Origin of the sequence: Pseudomonas sp. GM102 (assembly GCF_000282555.1) — a bacterium.
Lineage (GTDB): Bacteria > Pseudomonadota > Gammaproteobacteria > Pseudomonadales > Pseudomonadaceae > Aquipseudomonas.
On the sequence record NZ_AKJB01000102.1, the window covers coordinates 1 to 21856 of the forward strand.

The window sequence follows — 21856 nt, forward strand, 5'->3', positions numbered from 1 at the left end:
CTCGGCCTGTTGAGTGGTGAAAGGCGGGTGTACGCCGATGGCTTTTTGTAGGAGCGAGGCTTGCCCGCGAAGGGGGCCTGACAGCCAACCAATCTCTTGCAGATGTACACGGTTAAATTGTGGGAGCGAGCCTGCTCGCGATGGCGGCGTGTCAGGCGACATCAATGTTGAATATCAGGCCGTCTTCGCGGGCAAGCCTCGCTCCTACAGGGGGATTAACTCTGTGGTGCAGGTTTTGGTATGGCAACGTTATCCAGCATCCGGTTCACCGCCAGTTCTGCCAGCATGACGATCTGTTGAATCGCCATCGTCGTGTGCCGGTGCGGCCCTTCCAGATAGCCCGCAAAATCACCCGCCATCACACTGGCCTGGGCCAACGATTCACAGGTGTGGGCCAACAGGTCTTCGTCTTTGATATCCGGCGCAACCATGTACATCGTGCTCGGCTTGCGGGCCACGGGGGATTTGAGGGCGGATGGGTTGAGGTAGTGATCGAGTGCGCGGTTGGCGGCATCGTGGAATTTTTTTGAATCGTTGGATTCGTAGGGCGAAACGTTCTCGGTTTCTGGAGGATTGGGTGTGGCTTTGAACATGGTGACGCTCCGAATGAAAGGTTTAGCTGCCACGATCGCTGCGACGCGATTGAAGGAGGCAGCTGTACGCGGGGTCGCAGACCGAGCCATTCGGAAACCCGGCATACCCGAAGGTATCCCGCGCACAGCCACCATTAAACCAAACGACTAGCACCGAAGCGCTCCGGTTTGGGCCGGCGATTATGCACCAAATGAGCTGAACTGAACGGACTGCGACGCCCGGTCGCTGATGTGCAGCGACCCCCAAAGCCTATCCACCCCATTTCCGAGCGACAACCTTCAAAACCTGTCGGAATCTTCCGTTTCAATCACTGCGTTTGTAGGACGCTCAAGCCGCCTCCGAATAAAAATCCAGCACGCTCACCCCCGTCAGCAAATCCGTTTCCGGCAAATCCGCATGTTGATGCCCACCCAGCGCGCAATACACCAGCCAATGCCGGTCCTGAACGTTGAAGGCGAGGCTGCCGACTAAGGTTTGTTGTTCGTCGCTTTGGGCAATGAGGTAGAGGCGGTCCTGGTTTTCGGCGTGGAGCATGACGGAGTCCGTGTCGGTTTCGAGGGGCGACAGACTGGCGGATTCAGATGACGGTGCCATGACACAGGACAGCAATCGGCTAAATGGTTTCGTTATTTGTCGGAAAGCCGGGGCAGGTTGGGGCAGTTTCGGTAGAATCCGCGCCGTGGTCGTCGGTCCGGCGTCTGCTACACCGGTTTGCCTGAGGTTTGTGATGTCGCTGCAATTGATTTCGCTTCTTACTGCTCATCCCGCCAAATTGATCAATTTGCTGGCCTTGCTGTTCGCCTTCCCGGGCGGCTGGTTGCTGCACGCCACCCGTCGCCGCGAACAGCGCGCCATGGCCAGTATCGAGGCGCAGCGCCAAAGTCGTCCCAGTGAAGAGCCAACACTGGATTGGGCGACCCTGCGCATGAACCGTTTTTTCTACCGCTTTGGTTTCGCCTGCCTCGGGATGGCGTTGCTGGTGTCGTGGATCAGTACTCGCGTCTGAAAATCTGACACAAGACCCTGTGGCGAGGGAGCTTGCTGTGGCGAGGGGGCTTGCCCCCGTTGGAGTGCGCAGCACTCCCATCCCCGTACATGAACCTGAAATGGGTCTGCTTCCCAGCCCAACGGGGGAAAGCCCCCTCGCCACAGGGCGCCGTTGTCGTATTCAGCCAAAATTGCTTAAAGCGGCAACCCGGCCTTGACCCGATACTGATTACGCACCGGCGTCGCATATTGCAGCACCAGAAACGGACGATGCTCCTCTGGGCAAGCTTCCAGCCGGCGCTGCCATTCTTCCTGGGCCTTGGCCAGTTCGTCCGCCGCAAACACCTCGGCCGCTTTCGGCACCTGTAGGTGCGGGTCGGCGTCTTTCCACTGCGCATAGGCCAGGTAGTGCACCGGGAACAACCGGTAACCACCAAGAATCTGCTTGTCCATTTCGATCGCCAATTGCTTGGTGTCTTCGAACAGTTCGGTGATCGGCGCGGCGAAGTTCACGTGGACCCGGCCTTTGTAACCGGTGATGCCTTTGGCGATGCTCACGTCATCCTCGCCCGGCACCTTGGTGTAGCTGCCGGTGGTGGCGCGGATGTACAGCTCGCGGGCCTTGGCCTGGTCGCACGGGTCGTATTCGTAGCTGATCGACACCGGAGTGAGGTTCAGAGAGCGGATGACTTCGCCGAACGGCTCGTCCTTGCGGCTCATATGGAACATCTTGAGGATTGCCGACTCGGTGCGGTCGTCGCCGTCCTTGGCCCGACCTTCAGCCTGGGCGATCCAGATTGAGGCGCAATCGTTGCGGATCGAGTGGTTGATGTACGCCGACAACAGCTGATACGCCGCCATTTTTTCCCGGCGACCGGTGATCGAGCGGTGCACGATGAAGCTCTTGTTCAGGCGCATCAAATCGCTGACAAACGGCTTTTGCAGCAAGTTGTCGCCAATGGCAATGCGCGGGGTCGGCAGGCCGGCGTGGTACACGGCGTAGTTGACGAAGGCCGGGTCCATCACGATGTCGCGGTGGTTGGCGATGAACAGGTAGGCGCTGCCGGACTTGAATTGCTCCACGCCGGTGTACGTCACACCGTCCGTGGCGCGCTCGATGGTGTGGTCGACGTAAAACTCGACTTTGTCCTGCAAGGTGGCCACCGAGTTGACGTCGGCGAACTCACGGCGCAGTCGATGAGCTATAAGAGGTTTGAGCATCCAGCCGAAGGCACCGGCATAACGCGGGAAGCGGAAGTGGGTGAGGATATCTAGAAACGCCTTGTCGCCGAGCAGCCGTGCCAGCACCGCTGGGACTTCGCTGTCGTCGTAAGGTCGGATGGCATCGAATTCGCCCATCATGCTCTCTTGTTAGAAACGGCTAGGGTAAGTAAAGGTTTTGATCGAAATCCAACGGGGCACGGTCTGAAAAGTTAGCCAGACGAAAATAGCCCTGCAAATAGACCGGCGATTATACGCACAAGTCACTTGGGAGACCGCGATGCTGGAAACAGAGCGCTATGAATGCCCGTATTGCGGTGAAGAATCCGAGGCGGTTCTGGATTTGTCCGGTGGCGATCAGACCTATATCGAAGATTGTCCTGTGTGTTGCCGTCCCATTACTTTTGTCTTGCAGACTGACGGTCATGAATGGTTGCTCGAAGTTCACAGCGAAAACGAGTGAGGGTCTATGCAGCGCATCTACGAACCGGAAAACCTGATGGAAGGCGAGCTGCTTCAAAGCATGCTCGCCAGCGAGGGTATCGAGGCGCATCTCGTAGGCCGCCATCTGATCGGCGGCACCGGGGAATTGCCGATGTTCGGCCTGCTGGGCTTGTCGGTCGATAACGATCAGGCCGAATACGCCCGGGAGCTGATCACCGCGTACAATGCCGCGCTGCCGCTGTCCGGCGATGAACCGGAGAGTTTTCCCGGCACGCTGGTCTGTTAGGCTGACGTTCGTTTGATCAAGAGTCGTATTGCCCCATGTGTGGACGTTATGCCCTGTTTCGCTGGAACCCCGCCTTCGCGGCCCTGCCCGGATTCCCCGCCGATCAGCAGGCCCAGTGGAATATCTCCCCCAACGATTCGGTGTTGATGCTGCGTGCCGGCGCAGACGGGCAACGTGAGTTGGCCCGCGCCCGTTGGGGCCTGACGCCGCCGTGGCTGACCGACCTGTCCCGCACCCCGGCCCATGCCCGCGCCGAAACCGTTGCAGAACAGCCGATGTTTCGCGAAGCCTTGCGCCTGCGTCGTTGCCTGCTGCCGGCCAATGGTTTCTATGAATGGCGCGGCACTACGCGCAAACGTCCGTACTGGCTGACCCCGGGGGAGGGCTCGACGCTGTTCTTAGCGGCGATCTGGGAGGCGTATCCGGTGCAGGAGCAGGTGTGGTTGAGTACGGCGGTGATCACCCAGCCGGCCTCGAGTCAGCGTCGACCGTTGATTCTCGATGCGGAGGGGCAGGAAGCCTGGCTCAACCCCGACACCCCGTTGCATGCCTTGCAGGCGTTGCTGGCCAGCGAACCTGCGGCGTTGCGTGAGCGGGTGCTGGCGAACCTGGTGAATGATCCGAAGCTCAATGGGCCGGAGTGTTTGACCCCGGGTTGATGAGTTGTCTGTGCTGACGCCTTCGCGGGCAAGCCTCGCACCTACGGGTAGGTGATTCCCTGTAGGAGCGAGGCTTGCCCGCGAAAAGGCCCTTTGATCAAACCTTGAACTGATTGATCAACCGCCGCTGCTGTTCCGCCAACTTGGTCAAATCCGCACTGGCCGCGCTCGATTCATCCGCTCCGCCGGCCACTTCATTGGCCACTTGCCCGATGTTGATCACGTTACGGTTGATGTCGTCCGCCACCGCGCTCTGTTCCTCGGCGGCGCTGGCGATCTGGGTGTTCATGTCGTTGATCACCGACACCGCCTGGGTAATGGTTTCCAGCGCCTGGGCCGCTTTCGCCGCGTGCTGCACACTTTCGTCGGTGCGGTTCTGGCTGTCTTCCATGACCCGCACCACATCGCGTGTGCCTTGCTGCAAATGCTGGATCATGGTTTGGATTTCTTCAGTGGCCTTCTGGGTTTTCTGCGCCAGGTTGCGCACCTCATCGGCTACTACTGCAAACCCACGACCCTGCTCACCGGCGCGGGCGGCTTCGATGGCCGCGTTCAAGGCCAGCAGGTTGGTCTGCTCGGCAATGCCGCGAATGGCCGTCAGGATCGCGTTGATGTTTTCGCTGTCCTTGGCCAGGGTCTGCACCACACCGACGGCTTTACCGATTTCCATCGCCAAAACGCCAATTGAATTCGACGTATCCCGGACGATTTGCATGCCTTGCGCCGCTGCCTGATCCGCATGGCTGGCGGCTTGCGCGGCCTGGGTCGCGTTGCGTGCCACGTCCTGGGCGGTGGCGGTCATTTCATGCACGGCGGTCGCGACCTGATCGATCTCGGCCATTTGTTTGTGCACACCGATGTTGGTGCGGATGGCGATGTCGGCGGTGTGTTCCGAGGAATCACTGACGCTCTGCACCGACGTCACCACTTGCGTGATCATCGCCTGCAACTTGGCGAGGAAGGTGTTAAAGCCTTTGGCGATCGAGCCCAATTCGTCGGCGCGGTCACTGGTCAGGCGACGAGTCAGGTCGCCTTCTCCCTGGGCGATATCGTCGAGCATCGCCACCATTTGCTTGAGTGGGCGGGCAATGCCGTGGCCCACCAGCCAGATCACCAACAAACCGATACCGGCAATCAACAGGCCGACCATGGCCATGCCAAAGGTGTCGGATTTGCGCTGTGCGTCCAGATCGCCCTGAAGTTTTTGCAGATCGGCCATCACCGCGTTCAGTGGCAGTTGCAGCATCAAGGTCCAGCGGGCGTCGGTCTGGCCGATGCCGAAGGGCAGGTACAACTCGATCCGGCCCTGGGCCTTGTCGACGGTGTAAGTCACTTCGCCGCGCTTGAGATTGGCCATGTTGGCAATCTGTTTGCTGTCGAGAATGTCGCTGACCTTTTCGCCGAATTTGCTCGGGTCTTTGGTGTAGGCGACGATCCGGCCGTTACTGCCGATCAGGACCATTTCACCGGCGCCGCTGTACAGTTTCTGATTCGCCCCCAGGAGCATTTCCTGGATGAAGTTCACCGACAGGTCGGCGCCGACGATGCCCTGGAATGCGCCGTTGAGCATGATCGGTTCAATGAAAGAGGCGAGCATGACGATCTTGTCGCCGACTTGTAGGGCGCCGGATCGATCACGCAGGATTTTTTGGTTTCCTTGGAGCACAGGTAGTACTCGCTGGCACGCACGCCGGTGGACAGGGTTTTCTGGTCGTCGACGTCCACCAGTTTGTCCAGGCCCAGGCTGCCGTCTTCGTTGCGGAACCACCACGGCAGGAAACGCCCGTTGCTGGCATCGATGCCGACTACTGGAGTGTCGAGGTAGGCCGCATCGTTGTGGTCGAGTGCGTTTTTTTCCCAGCCGATGTAGGTGCCGAGAATTTTCGGGTTGCGGGCGACGTTTTCCTTGATCAGGCTGATCAGTTGCTCACGGCTCAGGCTCAGTTGCGGCTGGCCGTCGGCGCCCGGTGTACCGATCAACGCGTTCACCCGCACCAGGCCACCGGCGATAAGCAGCGGTGCTTCGAGTTCGCGCTGGATCTGGCTGACCTGGGTTTGCGCCAGCGACGTCAGGCGTTGTTCGATGACTTGCTCGAACTGCGCCTGGGTCCGTTGCTGGACCATGTCTTGGGTCCGGGCGCCGGAAAACAGCGCATACAGCACCAGGGCTGCAACGACGCTGAGCACGATGGCGCCGGCCAGGGCGGCAACGGAAAACTGGATCGACTTGAATTTCATGGGTGCTCCGCACGCAAGAGGACGTCTGCGGTGCTGTATCGGCAGGCTGGCGGAGGGTCATGAACGAGGTGTCACGAATTGGCTGTTTTGGAGTGTTGGATGTCGTAAATGAATCATTGCGGACCGTGATCGGCCGTGGGGGCGCTGGTATGTGAATTTTTTCCTACGGTGATAAGGGCTTTGTCTGAAATGTACGTGCTACACGTCCGTTGTATCTGGCGCCGATACAAATCCCCACCTAGGATACGCGCATGTTTCCAGGGAGCTTCTTGATGAATAAGACATTGGTTTTGTGTGCACTGAGCGCAGGTCTGCTGCTCGCCGGTTGTCAGTCGGTCAATACCACCAGCGGTGGGGCCGTGGGCGTTGAGCGCAAGCAATACATGTTCAGCATGTTATCGACCTCTGAGGTCAATCAGATGTACGCCCAGTCTTATCAAAAGACCGTCGGGGAGGCGAGCAGCAAAGGCGTGCTGGACCAAACCAGTAACGATGCCAAGCGCGTGCAGGCAATCTCCAGGCGGCTGATTGCCCAGGCGCCGGTGTTTCGTCCGGATTCGGCCCAGTGGCAATGGGAAGTGAACCTGATCAAGAGCGACGAGCTGAATGCCTCTTGCGGGCCTGGCGGCAAGATCTTTTTCTACACCGGGCTGATCGACACCTTGCAACTCACCGACGACGAAATCGCCGCCATCATCGGCCATGAAATCGCTCACGCCTTGCGCGAGCACGGTCGCGAAGCGATGTCCAAGGCCTACGGTATCGAAATGGCCAAGCAGGGTGCTGGCGCGTTGTTCGGCCTGGGCGAGGGGGGGCTGGCTCTGGCGGACACCGTGGCGAAATACGGCATGACCTTGCCCAACAGTCGTGGCAATGAAAACGAGGCAGACTTGATCGGCCTCGAATTGGCTGCCCGTGCGGGGTACAACCCGAACGCGGCGATTACCCTGTGGAACAAGATGAGCAAAGCCTCGAATGGCGCGCCGCCAGAGTTCTTGAGCACTCACCCGGCGTCGGCCAGTCGGATTGCTGCCTTGCAGGCGGCGATTCCGAAGGTGATGCCGTTGTACGAGAAAGCATCGAAATCCTGATAGTCATTGGGTGAGGCTGCTGACGCCTTCGCGGGCAAGCCTCGCTCCTACAGGTTTTGGGTCGTACACACATTATGTAATCGACCGAAAACCTGTAGGAGCGAGGCTTCCCCGCGAAGAACGATAACGCGGTCTAACGACCTACCGCGTCAAACCCACCCACTGCTCTGCATCGCCTTGTACACCGCAACAATCGCCAGGATCAGGAACGCCGATGCCGCCAGGCGACGGATCAGGGTCAAGGGCAGTTTGTCTGCCGCAAAGTTACCTGCCAATACCACCGGCACGTTGGCAATCAACATCCCGGCGGTGGTGCCGATGATCACCAGCCACAGGTCCGGGTATTGTGCAGCGAGCATCACAGTTGCGACTTGGGTCTTGTCACCCATTTCCGCGAGGAAGAACGCAATCAGCGTGGTCAGGAACGGCCCGAATTTGCGGGCGGTGCTGGCTTCATCTTCGTCCATCTTGTCCGGCACCAGCGTCCACAGGGCCGTGGCGGTAAAGCTCGCGGCGAGGATCCAGTGCAACGTCGCATTCGAGAAGAAACTGCCGAACCAGGCGCCTACCGCGCCGGCTGCCGCATGGTTGGCCAGGGTCGCGGCGACGATGCCGGCGATGATCGGCCAGGGTTTGCGAAAGCGGGCAGCGAGAATGAGCGCGAGCAGTTGCGTCTTGTCGCCGATTTCGGCCAAGGCAACGATTGCGGTGGGAACGAGTAGAGAGTCCAACATCATCAGGGTTTTCCTAAGGGGCGGGTCGACACGGCTATGACACGTACAACCTTCCCGCCCCGGGTAAGGTGTTCGTGTCATAGGTCTTGTCAAACCCTGCGATCCGTCTGATGCGGACGCTTGGGTCGCATACGCCATGGTCTGAGGACCAAGTATGTTGACGTATGCCGGACGAGCATGGCGCTCGTGGGAGACTACTCCCCTAGGACGGAGCGGATTCTGCCTAGGCAAATCCGATTGGGCAAGCCCCAATGGCGCTTTTCGTAGGAGCCAGGCTTGCCGGCGAAGGCTCTCTTGAGGACGCCTTCGCCGGCAAGCCTGGCTCCTACATGTCAGATTTGCGCTTCAGCCGCGCTTGGCCCGGTAGATTCGGAAACCCTGTCCTTCAGCCTTGATCGCACACACGCCCAAGTGCTCTTCGATCAGTGGTTGATACTTCAGGAAGCTGTTCGCTACCAGTCGAAGTTCGCCGCCGTTTTTCAGATGTTTAGCCGCTTTTCGCAGCAAGTTCTCTGTGGCGAAGTAGTCGGTGTGTACGCCGACATGGAACGGTGGGTTGCTCAGGATCGCGCTCAAACCCATGGGGGCGGCATCGATGCCGTCACCGGTCAGTACCTCCGCGTCCAGGCCGTTGGCGGCCAAAGTCAGGCGGCTGCTGGCCGCGGCAAACGCGTCCACATCGAGTAGGGTGACCTGGTTATGTGGATAACGCCGCTTGACCGCCGCACCCAACACGCCCGCGCCGCAACCGAAATCCAGCAAGTGGCCGCTCGGCAGTTTGTCCAGATGTTCCAGCAGCAGGGCACTGCCGCGATCCAGTCGACCGTGGCTGAACACGCCCGGCAGGCTGATGACTTTCAATGGGCCTTCGGCCAATGGCAGTTCATATTCCTGGGCCAGGCTTTCCAGCGACTTGGCTTCTGGTGCATTGGCCACGGTGACCAGCCAAAGTTGGCAATGCCGTGCGCTGTCGAGCTTGCGGGGTTTGCCGAAGGGGTTCAGTTGCTTGGCCGCGCCTTCGATGCCGCTGCGCTTTTCGCCCACCAGGTACAACTCACGGCCGGCCAAACGAGAGGCGAGGGCGTTGAGGATGTAGTCGGTCAGGTCTTTGGACTTGGGCAGAAACACCACGGCGCTGTCGAACTCTCGCTCCGGCGCATTCACGCCGAAATGGCTGCGCTCGGCGAAACGGGCGTCCAGCGCCGCTTGATCGCCAGCGTGCCAGCACCAACCGTGGGCATCGGGCAAGCGGCCCAGCAAATCATCGGCAGGCAAACCGGCCAGCAACACCGAGCCCTGGAATAACTCGGCCTGACGAAGCAGTACTTCACTGCGCGGATCCATACTCTGCTCCTGGAAAAAAAGTGCCGCAGTTTATCAACTGACGACTCGCAGCGCTTGACCGCTGAAGTAGCCTTGGGCGTTTTCGGTCAACTGGGCAACGATTCGCTGCCGCGCCTCGCGACTGCCCCAGGCGTTGTGCGGGGTGACGATCAGCCGTGGAATATCCTGGGCCAGCAGCGGATTGCCTGCAGTGGGTGGTTCGACGCTCAACACGTCGGTGGCCGCGCCGCCCAGATGACCGTTACGCAGGGCATCGGCCAATGCTTGCTCGTCAATCAAGCCACCGCGCGCGGTGTTGACCACGAACGCACCGGCTTTCATCGAGGCCAGTTCGCGGGCGCCGATAAAGTGGCGAGTGTGTTCGTTGAGCGGGCAGTGCAGGGTCAGGGCGTCGATTTGCGGCAGCAGCTCATCCAGCGGCAAACGATCCGGTCGGGCCGGGCGCCCCGGAATCTGCCCCAGCAACACGCGCATGCCGAACGCCTCGGCCAACCGCGCCACGGCACTGCCCAGTTCCCCGTGGCCAAGCAGACCGAGGGTTTTGCCTTCGAGTTCGACGATCGGATAGTCCAGCAGGCAGAACTGTTTTGCCTGTTGCCAGCGACCTTCGGCGACGGCTTTTTGATAGTCGGCCAGGCGCGTCGCCAGATTCAGCAACAACATGATCGTGTGCTGAGCCACCGACGGCGTACCGTAACCCTGGCAGTTACAGACAGTAATCCCGTGAGTGCGGGCGGCGGGGAGGTCGACGTTGTTGGTGCCGGTGGCGGTGATCAGGATCAGCTTCAACTCGGGGCTGGCAGCCATGGCCGCCGCATCGATCAGGATTTTGTTGCTGATGGCGACAGTGGCGCCCTTGAGGCGTTCGACCACCTGATCAGGCGTGGTTTGCGCAAACAGCTGCAAGTCGCTGAAGCACTCGCGTAGCGGGCTGAGGTCGAGATCGCCGAGGTCCAGGGACGGATGGTCGAGGAAAACGGCGCGGCGAGAGTTCGTCATCAACTGTACCTTTTGTGCATTGAACTGAAGGCGTAATCTGCCGAGCCTACCAGATGAAATAATGGGGCATGCTGCCGAAGGCTGCGTTCGCTGTAGGAGCGAGGCTTGCCCGCGAAGCAAGCACTGCGGTGTATCTGATGCACCGCGTTTTCGTTCTTCGCGGGCAAGCCTCGCTCCTACAATTGCATTACGGTTGGCGGTGGCCACAGGTTTCACAGATGCCATAGGGTGTGACGTCCACCCTGGAAATTTCAATTGATCAGCCTGCCCAAAGGGAGTCCTCATGTACTGGACAGAATTCTTGACCGTTGCCCTTATTCACCTGCTGGCCGTCGCCAGCCCCGGCCCGGACTTTGCCGTGGTGGTGCGTGAGAGCGTGACGCACGGTCGCCGTGCCGGGACCTGGACGGCGCTGGGCGTCGGCTCGGCGATTTTTCTGCACGTCGGTTATTCGCTGCTGGGTATCGGGCTGATCGTGTCTCAGTCGATCGTGCTGTTCAATGCCTTGAAATGGGCCGCTGCCGCGTACCTGCTGTACATCGGCTTCAAGGCCCTGCGCGCGCAACCGGCTCCACCTGCGGCTGACGACCTGCATCAGGAAGCCGGTGAACGCACCGCGCGGGGCGCTTTCACCTCGGGCTTCGTGACCAATGGCCTGAACCCGAAAGCCACGCTGTTTTTCCTGTCGCTGTTCACCGTGGTGATCAACCCGCACACACCCTTGGCAGTACAGGCCGGTTACGGGATTTATCTGGCCGCGGCGACGGCAGTCTGGTTCTGCCTGGTGGCGATGCTGTTCAGCCAGCAACGCGTGCGCGCCGGCTTCGCCCGCATGGGCCACTGGTTCGACCGGACCATGGGCGCGGTGTTGATCGCCATCGGTGTGAAACTCGCGTTCACCGAGATGCACTGATTCTGCCAACTACGCATCCGATATAGATAACGAATCCCTGCAAATGCTGGCGTAAAGCTAGCATTTATACGGTTGTGCAAATCATCCCTTTGGCTGATTTGGCTGGCGTTCAAGGGCCCTAGAGTGCTTAGCTTTAGAAACCAAGACCGTGCAGTCAGAAAAGGGACTCTTATGTTGCAGACTCGCGTTATCCCCCCAGCCGAGGGCGCTTACCAGTATCCGCTGTTGATTAAACGGCTGCTGATGTCCGGTGCCCGTTACGAAAAAACCCGCGAGATCATCTACCGCGATCAATTGCGCTATAGCTATCCGACCCTGATCGAACGGGTCGCGCGGCTGGCCAACGTGCTGACGGCCGCCGGCGTGAAGGCCGGGGATACGGTGGCAGTGATGGACTGGGACAGCCATCGCTACCTGGAATGCATGTTTGCCATCCCGATGATCGGCGCGGTGATCCACACCATCAACGTGCGCCTGTCGCCGGAACAGATTCTCTACACCATGAACCACGCCGAGGACCGCTTCGTGCTGGTCAACAGCGAGTTCGTCGGGTTGTACAAGGCGATTGCCGGGCACCTGACTACCGTGGAGAAAACACTGCTGCTGACCGACTTGCCGGAAAAAACCGCCGACCTGCCGAACCTGATTGGCGAGTACGAGCAATTGCTGGCCGCCGCGAGCCCGCAGTACGACTTTAAAGACTTCGACGAAAACTCGGTCGCCACCACGTTCTACACCACCGGCACCACCGGTAACCCCAAAGGCGTGTATTTCACCCATCGCCAACTGGTGCTGCACACCATGGGCGTGTCGACCATCATGGGTTCCATCGACAGCGTGCGCCTGCTGGGCACCAACGACGTGTACATGCCGATCACCCCGATGTTCCATGTGCATGCCTGGGGCTTGCCGTATGTAGCAACCATGCTCGGGCTCAAGCAGGTCTACCCCGGCCGTTACGACCCCGAGTATCTGGTGGAACTGTGGCGCAAGGAGAAGGTGACCTTTTCCCATTGCGTGCCGACCATTCTGCAAATGGTCCTCAATGCCAAAGCGGCGCAAAACACCGATTTCGGTGGCTGGAAAATCGTCATCGGTGGCAGTGCGCTCAACCGTGCGCTGTATGAAGCGGCCAAAGCCAAGGGCGTTCAGTTGACCGCCGCTTACGGCATGTCGGAAACCGGCCCATTGGTATCGTGCGCGCACCTCAACGATGAGCTGATGGCCGGCACCGAAGACGAACGCACCACCTACCGGATCAAGGCCGGTGTGCCGGGGCCGTTGGTCGAGGCGGCGATCGTCGACACCGACGGCAACTTCCTGCCTGCCGATGGCGAGACCCAGGGCGAACTGGTGCTGCGCGCGCCGTGGCTCACCGAGGGCTATTTCAACGAGCCGCACAAAGGCGCCGAGCTCTGGGCCGGGGGCTGGCTGCACACCGGCGACGTGGCGACGCTGGACAGTATGGGCGTGATCGACATTCGCGACCGGATCAAGGACGTGATCAAGACTGGCGGCGAATGGATCTCCTCCCTGGACCTGGAAGACCTGATCAGCCGCCACCCTGCGGTACGCGAAGTAGCAGTGGTGGGCATCGCCGATCCGCAGTGGGGCGAGCGTCCGTTTGCGCTGTTGGTGGTCAGGGAAGGGCATGAGATCGGGGCCAAGGAACTCAAGGAGCACCTCAAGCCATTCGTTGAACAGGGGCACCTGAGCAAGTGGGCTATCCCAAGCCAGATCGCTATTGTTACTGAAATTCCCAAGACCAGTGTCGGCAAACTCGACAAGAAGCGCATCCGCGTCGACATCACCGAATGGCAGGCTAACAACAGTACCTTCCTCTCGACGCTTTAAGCGTCTGCTGGCGCGCCGAAAACGGCGCGCCAGACCCACCAAGCAAGCGCTTGACTTGTGAAATCCGAATTTTCAGCCATCCTTGCCGGGCCGACATGTGTCGGACTGGCGAAAGGACTGTTCCAGAGTGGCCGGCAGCTGCAAATCACACTTTAGAGGGATCAAGCACTACTACCTGCTGGCTATAGTCCGCTCAAGGATTTTTAAGAACGGAGCTCACGCACAAAACGGGGCGATGCAACTTTGGAGTGACTTCGGAACCGCTTGGCTTCCGGTCACCCACAACGTTTTTAAAAGTACTCAGCCATAACAATAATGCACATGGAGTAGCGTCGATGACATCAGTAAACCAGTTCTGGCGCCGGGCGAAACTGCCCTTGGCGGTCAGTCTTGCCTCTTCGCTCGCCGGGCCTGCATTCGGCGTCAGTTTCAACGTCGGTGAGATCGAAGGTCAATTTGACTCATCCCTGTCGATCGGAGCCAGTTGGTCTACTCAGAGCCCGAACAAGAACCTCATCGGCGTCAATAACGGGGGCCACGGCCTGTCCCAGACGTCCGATGACGGTCACAACAACTTCAAGAGCGGCGAAACCTTCTCGAAGATCTTCAAGGGCATCCATGACCTTGAATTGAAATACGGCGACACCGGCGTCTTCGTCCGGGGCAAATACTGGTACGACTTCGAGCTCAAGGATGAAAGCCGCGAGTTCAAAGACATCAGCGACAGCAACCGCAAGGAGGGGGCCAAGTCCTCCGGCGGCCAGATTCTCGACGCCTTCGTCTACCACAACTACGCCATCGCCGATCAGCCGGGTTCCGTGCGTCTGGGCAAGCAGGTTGTAAGCTGGGGTGAAAGTACTTTCATCGGCGGTGGCATCAACTCGATCAACCCGATCGACGTGTCCGCATTCCGTCGTCCCGGCGCCGAGGTCAAGGAAGGTCTGATCCCGGTCAACATGTTCTACGTGTCCCAGAGCCTCACCGACAATCTGTCGGCCGAAGCCTTCTATCAGCTGGAATGGGACCAGACGGTTGTCGATAACTGCGGCACCTTTTTCTCCCAGCCAGACATCATTGCCGACGGTTGCGACAACAACCTGCGCGTGCTGAACAAGCGCTCGACCATTCCGGCCGCCGCCCTGCCTACATTGACCAGGCTGGGCGTCGACGTAAACGATGAAGGTGTGCTGGTGCGCCGTGGGCCGGATCGCGATGCGCGGGACAGCGGCCAGTGGGGCGCGTCCCTCAAATACATGTTCGAGCCGCTGGACACCGAGTTCGGTGCCTATTTCATGAATTATCACAGTCGTGCGCCGATCTTCAGCGCCACCGGTGCTCCAGCGGCGGCCTACGCCCGGGCAGCGGCTTTGCCGGGGGCGCTTCGGGCTTTGGCACCCTTGGTGGTCGCGGGTAACTCGAACTACTTCGTCGAGTATCCGGAAGACATCCGCCTCTACGGCTTGAGCTTCTCCACGACCCTGCCTACCGGCACTGCGTGGAGCGGTGAACTCAGCTACCGTCCGAACGCGCCGGTGCAGCTCAACTCCACCGACATCCTGTTTGCCGGCGTACGCCCATTGGGTGGGGCCCTGACCAATGCTTCGCTGCTCCCTGGCGTGCCGGGTCAGGACTTGCACGGCTATCGCCGCAAGGAAATCACCCAGTTCCAGACCACCCTGACGCACTTCTTCGATCAGGTCATGGGCGCCAGCCGTCTGACCCTGGTGGGCGAAGTGGGTGTGACTCACGTCGGTGGCCTGGAAAGCAGCTCGGAGATCCGTTACGGCCGTGACCCGGTCTACGGGCCTGGTGAACTGCCGGCTACCGGCGGCCTCAACACCTGCTCGGCGATCCTCAACACCAGTACCATCAACGGTGCCGGCGCAGGTGCGGCTACCAATAACCGCAGCCGCAACTGCGATGACGAGGGCTTTACCACGTCGATGTCGTGGGGTTATCGCGGTCGCGCCATCTGGGAATACAACGACGTATTCGCCGGTGTGAACCTCAAGCCGAACGTGGCCTGGTCCCATGACGTGAGCGGTTACTCGCCTGGCCCTGGCGGTAACTTCGAGGAAGGTCGTAAAGCGGTGAGCCTGGGTGTCGACGCCGAATACCAGAACACCTACACCGCGAGCCTGGCGTACACCAACTTCTTCGACGGCAAGTACACCACCGTGGATGATCGCGACTTCGTTGCGCTCAGCTTCGGCGTGAACTTCTAAGCACTGTATTTTCAGGACGAACACATTTATGAAAATAACAAAGAGTCTGTTTCACGTTGGCGTTCTGGGGCTGTCGCTGCTGGCAACCGGTGTCATGGCGGCGGTTCCTGCGGCCGAAGCGGACAAGCTGGGCAAGAGCCTGACCCCGATGGGCGCCGAGATGGCGGGTAACGCCGACGGTTCGATCCCGGCCTGGAAACCCATGCCTAAAAACGCCGGTAGCGTGGACAGCAAGGGTTTTCTGTCTGATCCGTTCGCGAGTGAAAAACCGCAGTTCACCATCACTGCGCAGAACGTCGACCAGTACAAGGACAAGCTCGCGCCGGGCCAGTACGCAATGTTCAAGCGTTACCCGGAGACCTTCAAGATGCCGGTCTACCCGTCTCATCGCGGTGCCACCGTGCCGGATGAGGTGTTTGCCTCGATCAAGAAGAACGCCACCAACACTAACCTGGTGTCCGGCGGCAACGGTCTGGAAAACTTCGAAACCGCGATCCCGTTCCCGATTCCGAAAAGTGGCGTTGAAGTCATCTGGAACCACATCACCCGTTATCGCGGCGGCAGTGTGACCCGTCTGATAACCCAGGCCACGCCGCAGCCGAACGGCTCGTTCAGCCTGGTGTACTTCGAAGACCAGTTTGTGTTCCGCGACAAGATGAAGGATTACGACCCGAAAAATCCGGGCAACATCCTGTTCTACTTCAAGCAGAAAGTGACCGCGCCGGCGCGTCTGGCCGGTGGTGTGCTGCTGGTGCACGAAACCCTCGACCAGGTTAAGGAGCCGCGTTCGGCGTGGGTCTACAACGCCGGGCAACGCCGTGTACGTCGTGCGCCGCAAGTGTCCTATGACGGGCCGGGTACCGCTGCCGATGGCCTGCGTACCTCCGACAACCTGGACATGTACAACGGTGCGCCGGATCGCTATGACTGGAAGCTCGAAGGCAAGAAAGAGATGTACATCGCCTCCGACAGCTACAAGCTCGATTCGCCACAACTGAAGTACGCCGACATCATCAAGGCCGGTCACATCAACCAGGACCTGGCTCGCTATGAACTGCGTCGGGTCTGGCATGTGGTCGCGACCCTGAAGGAAGGTCAGCGTCACATCTACGCCAAACGTGATTTCTACATCGACGAAGACACCTGGCAGGCGGCTGTGGTCGACCACTACGACGGTCGCGGGCAACTGTGGCGTGTCGCCGAGGCTCACTCCGAGAACTACTACGACAAGCAAGTGCCGTGGTACGCCCTCGAAACCTTGTACGACCTGCAATCGGGCCGTTACCTGGCCCTGGGCATGAAGAACGAAGAGAAGTCGGCATATAACTTCGGCTTCACTGCCAGCACCGCAGACTTCACGCCGGCAGCTTTGCGTCAGGAAGGCGTTCGCTAATACGGTGTAAACCGAGGCCGCATCCTCGAAAAAACGCCCCGACTGGTTCGGGGCGTTTTTTTGGAAGTTCCTGAATATCGTTGTAGCAGCTGCCGAGCTTGCGAGGCTGCGTTCGGCTGCGCAGCAGTCGTGAATCACGCTGACGCGGTCTGCCTGATGCACCGCAGGTTCTGGTTTGACGACTGCTTCGCAGCCGAACGCAGCCTCGCAGGCTCGGCAGCTGCTACGAGGCCGGTGGGGCTGTCCGGTTTACCGACACTTCTGTTCGTAGTCTTTTTGTAGCCATTTGTAGCAATAACCTTCAATAGCTCTTCGTTTACCGCTAGGCTGCGGACATCTGTAACGCCGCCATCAGCCTTTCAAACAAGAGCCGGCCATGACTGATCTGTCCCCACTTCCGGGCCCTGCAAGCGTTGCCGTCGCCGCATTGGACGGACGCTTTTTCCGGCCTCCGCTGCCCGACGGCCATGTGCTGCGGCCGCGTTTGTGCGAGCGCCTGAGCGTCGGCCTCGGTGGCAGGCTATTGCTGGTCAGCGCACCGGCGGGGTTCGGCAAGAGTTCATTGGCGGTGGAGTTTTGCCAGGGGTTGCCGGGTCACTGGCAAAGCCTGTGGCTAGGGTTGAGTCCTCGGGACAGCGATCCCGGTCGTTTTCTTGAGCGCCTGCTTGAAGGTCTTCAGGAGTATTTTCCGCAACTGGGCAGGCAGGCGCTGGGGCTGTTGAAAATGCGCCAACGTCATCAACCGTTCGCCTTCGAAGAATGGCTGGACGGTTTGCTCGATGAACTGGCTGTGCACCTTTCACCCGGTACGCCGCTGTTGCTGGTGCTTGATGACTATCATCTGGCCCAAGGCCCGGTGCTTGATCGTTGCCTGCAATTTTTTCTCAATCATTTACCCGATGGCCTGCTGGTCATGGTCACCAGTCGGCAACGTCCCGACTGGCATTTGGCACGCCTGCGCCTGTCGCGACAACTGCTCGAATTGCATGAGCAGGATCTTCGACTGACCCACGATGAAGCCCTGAGCCTGCTTGATCGACACAGCATTTCATTGCGTGGCGAGGCGCTGGAGAGTTTGATCCAGCGCAGCGAAGGCTGGGTGGCCGGGCTGCGTTTCTGGCTGCTGGCGGCCTCCGAGGCGGGCAGCGAGGGCGCATTGCCCCAATCGCTGTACGGTGGGGAAGGGCTGATTCGCGATTACCTGCTCGAAGAAGTGATCGATTGCCTGCCCGCCGAGGTGCAGTCATTCCTGTACGAGACCGCGCCTCAAGAGCGCTTTTGCAGCGAGTTATGCGACGCGGTGCGCGAAGCCCATGACAGTGCCGAGATCCTGCGTTTCCTGCTGGCGCATCAGGTGTTTCTGGTGCCGCTGGACGAACACGGTCACTGGTATCGCTATCACCACCTGTTTTCCGACCTGCTGCGCAGCCGGCCCACCGCCCAGGCGATGGTGCCGACGGCCAGCCTGCATCTGCGTGCCTGCCGCTGGTTCAATGCCCAAGGGTTGCTCGATGAGGCGGTAGAGCAGGCGTTGCGTGCCGGGCATCTGGACGTTGCAGCGAATCTGGTACAAAACCTCTCTGAAGAACAACTGCTGGCCGAGCAGAACGTCGGCATGCTGTTGCGCTGGAAAATGGACTTGCCCGACAGCCTGCTGATCAGCACGCCACGGCTGATCGTGCTCTACAGCTGGGCGTTGGGGCTGGCCTGCCAACTGGACGCTGCAGAGGAACTGGCCAGCCACTTGAGCCGCTTCCTGCCGGCTCCGTCGGCCACTGCGCAAAAATCCATGCTGGCGCAGTGGCTGGCCCTGAGCGGCATCATTGCCCGGGGGCGAGGCAATCGCGAGCTGACGTTGCTCTATTGCACCGAAGCGCTGGAGAGCCTGCCGGCCAAACGCTATGGGCAGCGCCTGATGTGCCTCTCGACATTGTCTAACCTGGCCATTGCCGACAGCGACCTCTGGCGTGCCCGGGGACTGAATCGTGAGTCCCTTGAACTGGCACAACGGGTCGGCAATCCGCTGTTCGAGGCACTGGCCCATTACGACCGCGCCCGAGTACTGCAAGCGCGTGGGGAGATTCTTCGCTCGCTGGATGAGGTCCGCCAAGGGCTGCAACGCCTGCAAGGCTTATCGCCGCAACGGCTGTATGCGGTGCGCGCACGGTTGACCTTATATGAGGGTTTTTTGCTGGCGCTGCGCTTGCAACCCCAGGCTGCGCGGGCACGTTTGCTCGCGGGTTTGGGCGAAGCGCGGGCCTGTCGCGACATCAGTGTACTGATCGGCCACTGCGTGATCGCCCGTCTGGAGGGCAGCAGCGGCGAGTTCGCCAAAGCCTTCGCCGAACTCTCCGAGGCCGAGCGCCTGATGCACATCTGGGATGTCCCACCGATTTACTACCTGGCGATGATCACCCTGGTCAAATGCGAACTCTGGCTGGCCCAGGGCCGCACCGATCTGGCCGAAGCCTGGCTCGCGCGACTGGGTCAGACTTACAACGGAGAAAAACCGGCAGCGCCGCCGGAGTTCCATCCACAACTGCCGTTGCACATTGAACTGCAACAGGCGGTGCTGGACATGATGAAAGGCCAGTCCATGCTTGCCGAAGGGCGCTTGAACGCGTTGCATGAGCACGGTCAGCACAGCGGCCGGCAGATGCTCAGCGTGATGGCGCTCAGTCAGAAAATCATCCTGTTGCTGGCGGGCGGGCGCGAATCCGAGGCCCGCAAAGCGTTGGCCCAAGCTTTGGAAGCGGCCTCCGGTGGCGTCCTGCAACCGTTTGACCCATTGTTGACCGAACATCCGGACTGGCTGCGCGGGCAATTTCAACTCTTTGCGCCGACGGCCGTTTCTCAGAGTCTCTCGGAAAAACTTCCGGCCATGGCCTCCCGCCCGGTCCTGGAGTCATCGCCTGCTGCCGAACAACTCAGTACGCGTGAACTGGCCGTTCTGCGACTGATTGCCCAAGGGTGTTCGAACCAGGAAATCAGCAATCAGTTGTTCATTTCGCTGCACACGGTGAAAACCCATGCCAGCCATATCAACAGTAAGTTGGGGGTTGAACGGCGCACGCAGGCGGTGGCGCGGGCGAAGGAGCTGGGGGTGTTGGGGTAACGCATTCTTACGATGTACATGGGGTAAATGGATCAGGGCAATTCTGTGCCAAAATTGGCTATTCCTGTTTCCCGAGCGTGCCCCGATGTCCCAGCAACCCACCCTCATCCGCGAAACCTTCCCCGTCGGCCCGTTGCAGTGCAACTGCACAATCATTGGCGACCCGATCACCAAGAAGGCCATCGTCGTCGACCCGGGCGGCAACCACGAACTGATCCTCGCTCGCCTGGATGCCTTGGGCCTGAAAGTGGTCAGCATCATTCACACCCACGCGCACCTGGATCATTTCCTGGCTTCCGGGCAGCTGAAGGAGAAAACCGGCGCGACACTGCATCTGCATAAAGAAGATCAATTCCTCTGGGATAACCTGGAGATGCAGTGCCAGATGTTCGGTGTGCCTTACACCCCCGTGCCATCGCCGGATCGCTGGTTGGCCGACGATGAAGAACTGGCTTGCGGGTGTGGCGTGGCGTTGCACACGCCGGGTCATACACCAGGTTCCATGAGCTTTTGGTTTTCAGAGGCTAAGCTGCTGATTGCCGGTGACACGCTTTTCAAGCGAGGGGTAGGGCGCACGGATTTATGGGGAGGCGATCAGGCGACTCTCGTGCGGTCGATCAAGCAGCGGTTGTATACCCTCGACGAAGAGGCGACGGTGGTGACTGGTCATGGTCCAGACACGTGTCTGGGCGATGAAATGCGCGGTAACCCCTTTGTACGAGCCTGAAGATGCAGTTGTGAAAGGCACGACGGAATTTTTGGCGTTGGCCATGATCAAACGCCCGCAAAGGTTCATTGCTTAAGTCCGCTGCACCACAGAATGCAAAAAAGTAGGAGCTCTCCATGTTCACCTCGCGTCGTTTGATTATTGTCGCTACTGCTGTGGCTTTGTTGTCCGGTTGCGCATCGCAGAACCCTTATGACAACCAGGGTCAGGCTGATGGCGGCTCCACGGGCATGAGCAAAACCGCCAAATACGGTGGCCTCGGCGCCTTGGCCGGTGCACTGGCCGGTGCTGCCATCGGGCACGATAACCGTGGCAAGGGCGCGCTGATTGGCGCCGCCGTGGTGGGGGCTTCTGCCGCCGGTTACGGTTACTACGCCGACCAGCAAGAGAAAAAGCTGCGGGCCAGCATGGCCAACACTGGGGTTGAAGTGCAGCGTCAGGGCGATCAGATCAAGCTGATCATGCCGGGCAACATCACCTTCGCCACCGATTCGGCGAACATCGCGTCGAGCTTCTACCAGCCGCTGAACAGCCTGGCGGGCTCGCTCAAGGAGTTCAACCAGAACCAGATCGAGATCGTCGGCTACACCGACAGCACCGGCAGCCGTCAGCACAACATGGACCTGTCCCAGCGTCGTGCCCAAAGTGTGGCGACTTACCTGACCTCCCAGGGTGTCAGCGGCGCCAATCTGTCGGCGCGTGGTGCCGGGCCGGATAACCCGATTGCCAGCAATGGTGACGTGAATGGCCGGGCGCAGAACCGTCGCGTCGAGGTCAACCTGAAGGCGATTCCTGGTCAGGAATATCAGCAACAGGGCCAGGTTCAGCAGTACCCTTAAGTGTCTGACTGAATCCGGTTGTAAAAAAGCCCGCCCGATCCTCAGCAGATCGGGCGGGCTTTTTGTTGGCTCTGGCCCCATCGCGAGCAGGCTCGTTCCCACAGTTGACCGTGTACCGATCCTACAACTCGGTCGAATGTGGGAGCGAGCCTGCTCGCGATGGGGTCGGTACAGACCATCAAATCAGAAACAA

18 protein-coding genes, 1 pseudogene and 1 riboswitch are annotated in these 21856 nt (G+C 59.9%); of the genes and pseudogenes, 12 read left to right on the forward strand and 7 right to left on the reverse strand.

Annotated features, from left to right (window positions below; translation table 11 throughout):
* Window positions 1-215: 215 nt before the first annotated feature.
* On the reverse strand, window positions 216-593 hold the full coding sequence (locus PMI18_RS05995) for a DUF6124 family protein (protein WP_007905234.1): 378 nt from the start codon (window positions 591-593) through the stop codon (window positions 216-218).
* 328 nt (window positions 594-921) lie between these two features.
* Window positions 922-1128 (reverse strand): hypothetical protein, encoded by a 207-nt coding sequence (locus PMI18_RS0129750; RefSeq protein WP_007939788.1) that lies wholly within the window; start codon window positions 1126-1128, stop codon window positions 922-924.
* 193 nt (window positions 1129-1321) lie between these two features.
* Here PMI18_RS0129750 and PMI18_RS05990 point away from each other — a divergent pair, with 193 nt between their 5' ends.
* On the forward strand, window positions 1322-1600 hold the full coding sequence (locus PMI18_RS05990) for a hypothetical protein (RefSeq protein WP_007905238.1): 279 nt from the start codon (window positions 1322-1324) through the stop codon (window positions 1598-1600).
* A gap of 176 nt (window positions 1601-1776) precedes the next feature.
* Here the strand turns inward: PMI18_RS05990 and PMI18_RS05985 are convergent, their stop codons facing one another.
* Window positions 1777-2940: a 1-acyl-sn-glycerol-3-phosphate acyltransferase gene (locus PMI18_RS05985; protein ID WP_007905240.1), complete on the reverse strand. Its 1164-nt coding sequence runs from the start codon at window positions 2938-2940 to the stop codon at window positions 1777-1779.
* Window positions 2941-3082: 142 nt separating this feature from the next.
* Between PMI18_RS05985 and PMI18_RS05980 the strand changes: the two genes are divergently transcribed.
* From PMI18_RS05980 to PMI18_RS05970, 3 genes are read left to right on the forward strand one after another with little or no spacing between them, the layout of a single operon-like run.
* Window positions 3083-3265 carry a CPXCG motif-containing cysteine-rich protein gene (locus PMI18_RS05980; protein ID WP_007905243.1) on the forward strand — a complete coding sequence of 61 codons (183 nt, stop codon included), beginning with the start codon at window positions 3083-3085 and terminating at the stop codon, window positions 3263-3265.
* A gap of 6 nt (window positions 3266-3271) precedes the next feature.
* Window positions 3272-3532, forward strand: coding sequence for a putative signal transducing protein (locus tag PMI18_RS05975; RefSeq protein WP_007905245.1), 261 nt, complete (start codon window positions 3272-3274; stop codon window positions 3530-3532).
* A 35-nt stretch (window positions 3533-3567) separates the two neighbouring features.
* Window positions 3568-4191 (forward strand): SOS response-associated peptidase, encoded by a 624-nt coding sequence (locus tag PMI18_RS05970; protein WP_007905246.1) that lies wholly within the window; start codon window positions 3568-3570, stop codon window positions 4189-4191.
* 97 nt (window positions 4192-4288) lie between these two features.
* Here PMI18_RS05970 and PMI18_RS0129755 read toward each other — a convergent pair.
* Window positions 4289-6429: pseudogene (locus PMI18_RS0129755) on the reverse strand (methyl-accepting chemotaxis protein).
* A gap of 272 nt (window positions 6430-6701) precedes the next feature.
* Between PMI18_RS0129755 and PMI18_RS05965 the strand changes: the two are divergent.
* Window positions 6702-7520, forward strand: coding sequence for a M48 family metallopeptidase (locus PMI18_RS05965; RefSeq protein ID WP_033036811.1), 819 nt, complete (start codon window positions 6702-6704; stop codon window positions 7518-7520).
* 149 nt (window positions 7521-7669) lie between these two features.
* Here PMI18_RS05965 and PMI18_RS05960 read toward each other — a convergent pair whose 3' ends face one another.
* The 3 genes from PMI18_RS05960 to PMI18_RS05950 form a co-directional block, all read right to left on the reverse strand.
* Complete coding sequence (locus PMI18_RS05960; protein ID WP_032830419.1) at window positions 7670-8254, reverse strand: TMEM165/GDT1 family protein; 585 nt, start codon at window positions 8252-8254, stop codon at window positions 7670-7672.
* A 91-nt stretch (window positions 8255-8345) separates the two neighbouring features.
* Window positions 8346-8470: riboswitch (yybP-ykoY riboswitch) on the reverse strand.
* Window positions 8471-8599: 129 nt separating this feature from the next.
* Entirely contained in the window at window positions 8600-9598 is a 999-nt protein-coding gene (locus PMI18_RS05955) for a class I SAM-dependent methyltransferase (RefSeq protein ID WP_007905263.1), read from the reverse strand.
* Between the two features lie 33 nt (window positions 9599-9631).
* Window positions 9632-10597, reverse strand: a complete 966-nt coding sequence (locus PMI18_RS05950) for a 2-hydroxyacid dehydrogenase (protein ID WP_007905264.1) — start codon at window positions 10595-10597, stop codon at window positions 9632-9634.
* 283 nt (window positions 10598-10880) lie between these two features.
* Here PMI18_RS05950 and PMI18_RS05945 point away from each other — a divergent pair, with 283 nt between their 5' ends.
* The 7 genes from PMI18_RS05945 to PMI18_RS05915 all read left to right on the forward strand — a co-directional run bounded on the left by PMI18_RS05945 (window position 10881) and on the right by PMI18_RS05915 (window position 21663).
* A complete protein-coding gene (locus tag PMI18_RS05945; protein ID WP_007905265.1) occupies window positions 10881-11510 on the forward strand; it encodes a LysE family translocator in 630 nt (209 codons plus the stop codon).
* Between the two features lie 171 nt (window positions 11511-11681).
* Entirely contained in the window at window positions 11682-13364 is a 1683-nt protein-coding gene (locus PMI18_RS05940; protein ID WP_007905266.1) for a fatty acid--CoA ligase, read from the forward strand.
* A 335-nt stretch (window positions 13365-13699) separates the two neighbouring features.
* Window positions 13700-15589, forward strand: a complete 1890-nt coding sequence (locus tag PMI18_RS05935) for a DUF1302 domain-containing protein (protein ID WP_007905267.1) — start codon at window positions 13700-13702, stop codon at window positions 15587-15589.
* A 28-nt stretch (window positions 15590-15617) separates the two neighbouring features.
* Window positions 15618-16982 carry a DUF1329 domain-containing protein gene (locus PMI18_RS05930; RefSeq protein WP_007905268.1) on the forward strand — a complete coding sequence of 455 codons (1365 nt, stop codon included), beginning with the start codon at window positions 15618-15620 and terminating at the stop codon, window positions 16980-16982.
* A 376-nt stretch (window positions 16983-17358) separates the two neighbouring features.
* Window positions 17359-20097 (forward strand): LuxR C-terminal-related transcriptional regulator, encoded by a 2739-nt coding sequence (locus PMI18_RS05925; protein WP_007905269.1) that lies wholly within the window; start codon window positions 17359-17361, stop codon window positions 20095-20097.
* Between the two features lie 85 nt (window positions 20098-20182).
* A complete protein-coding gene (locus PMI18_RS05920) occupies window positions 20183-20824 on the forward strand; it encodes an MBL fold metallo-hydrolase (RefSeq protein ID WP_007905270.1) in 642 nt (213 codons plus the stop codon).
* Between the two features lie 116 nt (window positions 20825-20940).
* Window positions 20941-21663: an OmpA family protein gene (locus tag PMI18_RS05915; RefSeq protein WP_007905276.1), complete on the forward strand. Its 723-nt coding sequence runs from the start codon at window positions 20941-20943 to the stop codon at window positions 21661-21663.
* Window positions 21664-21856 lie beyond the last annotated feature (193 nt).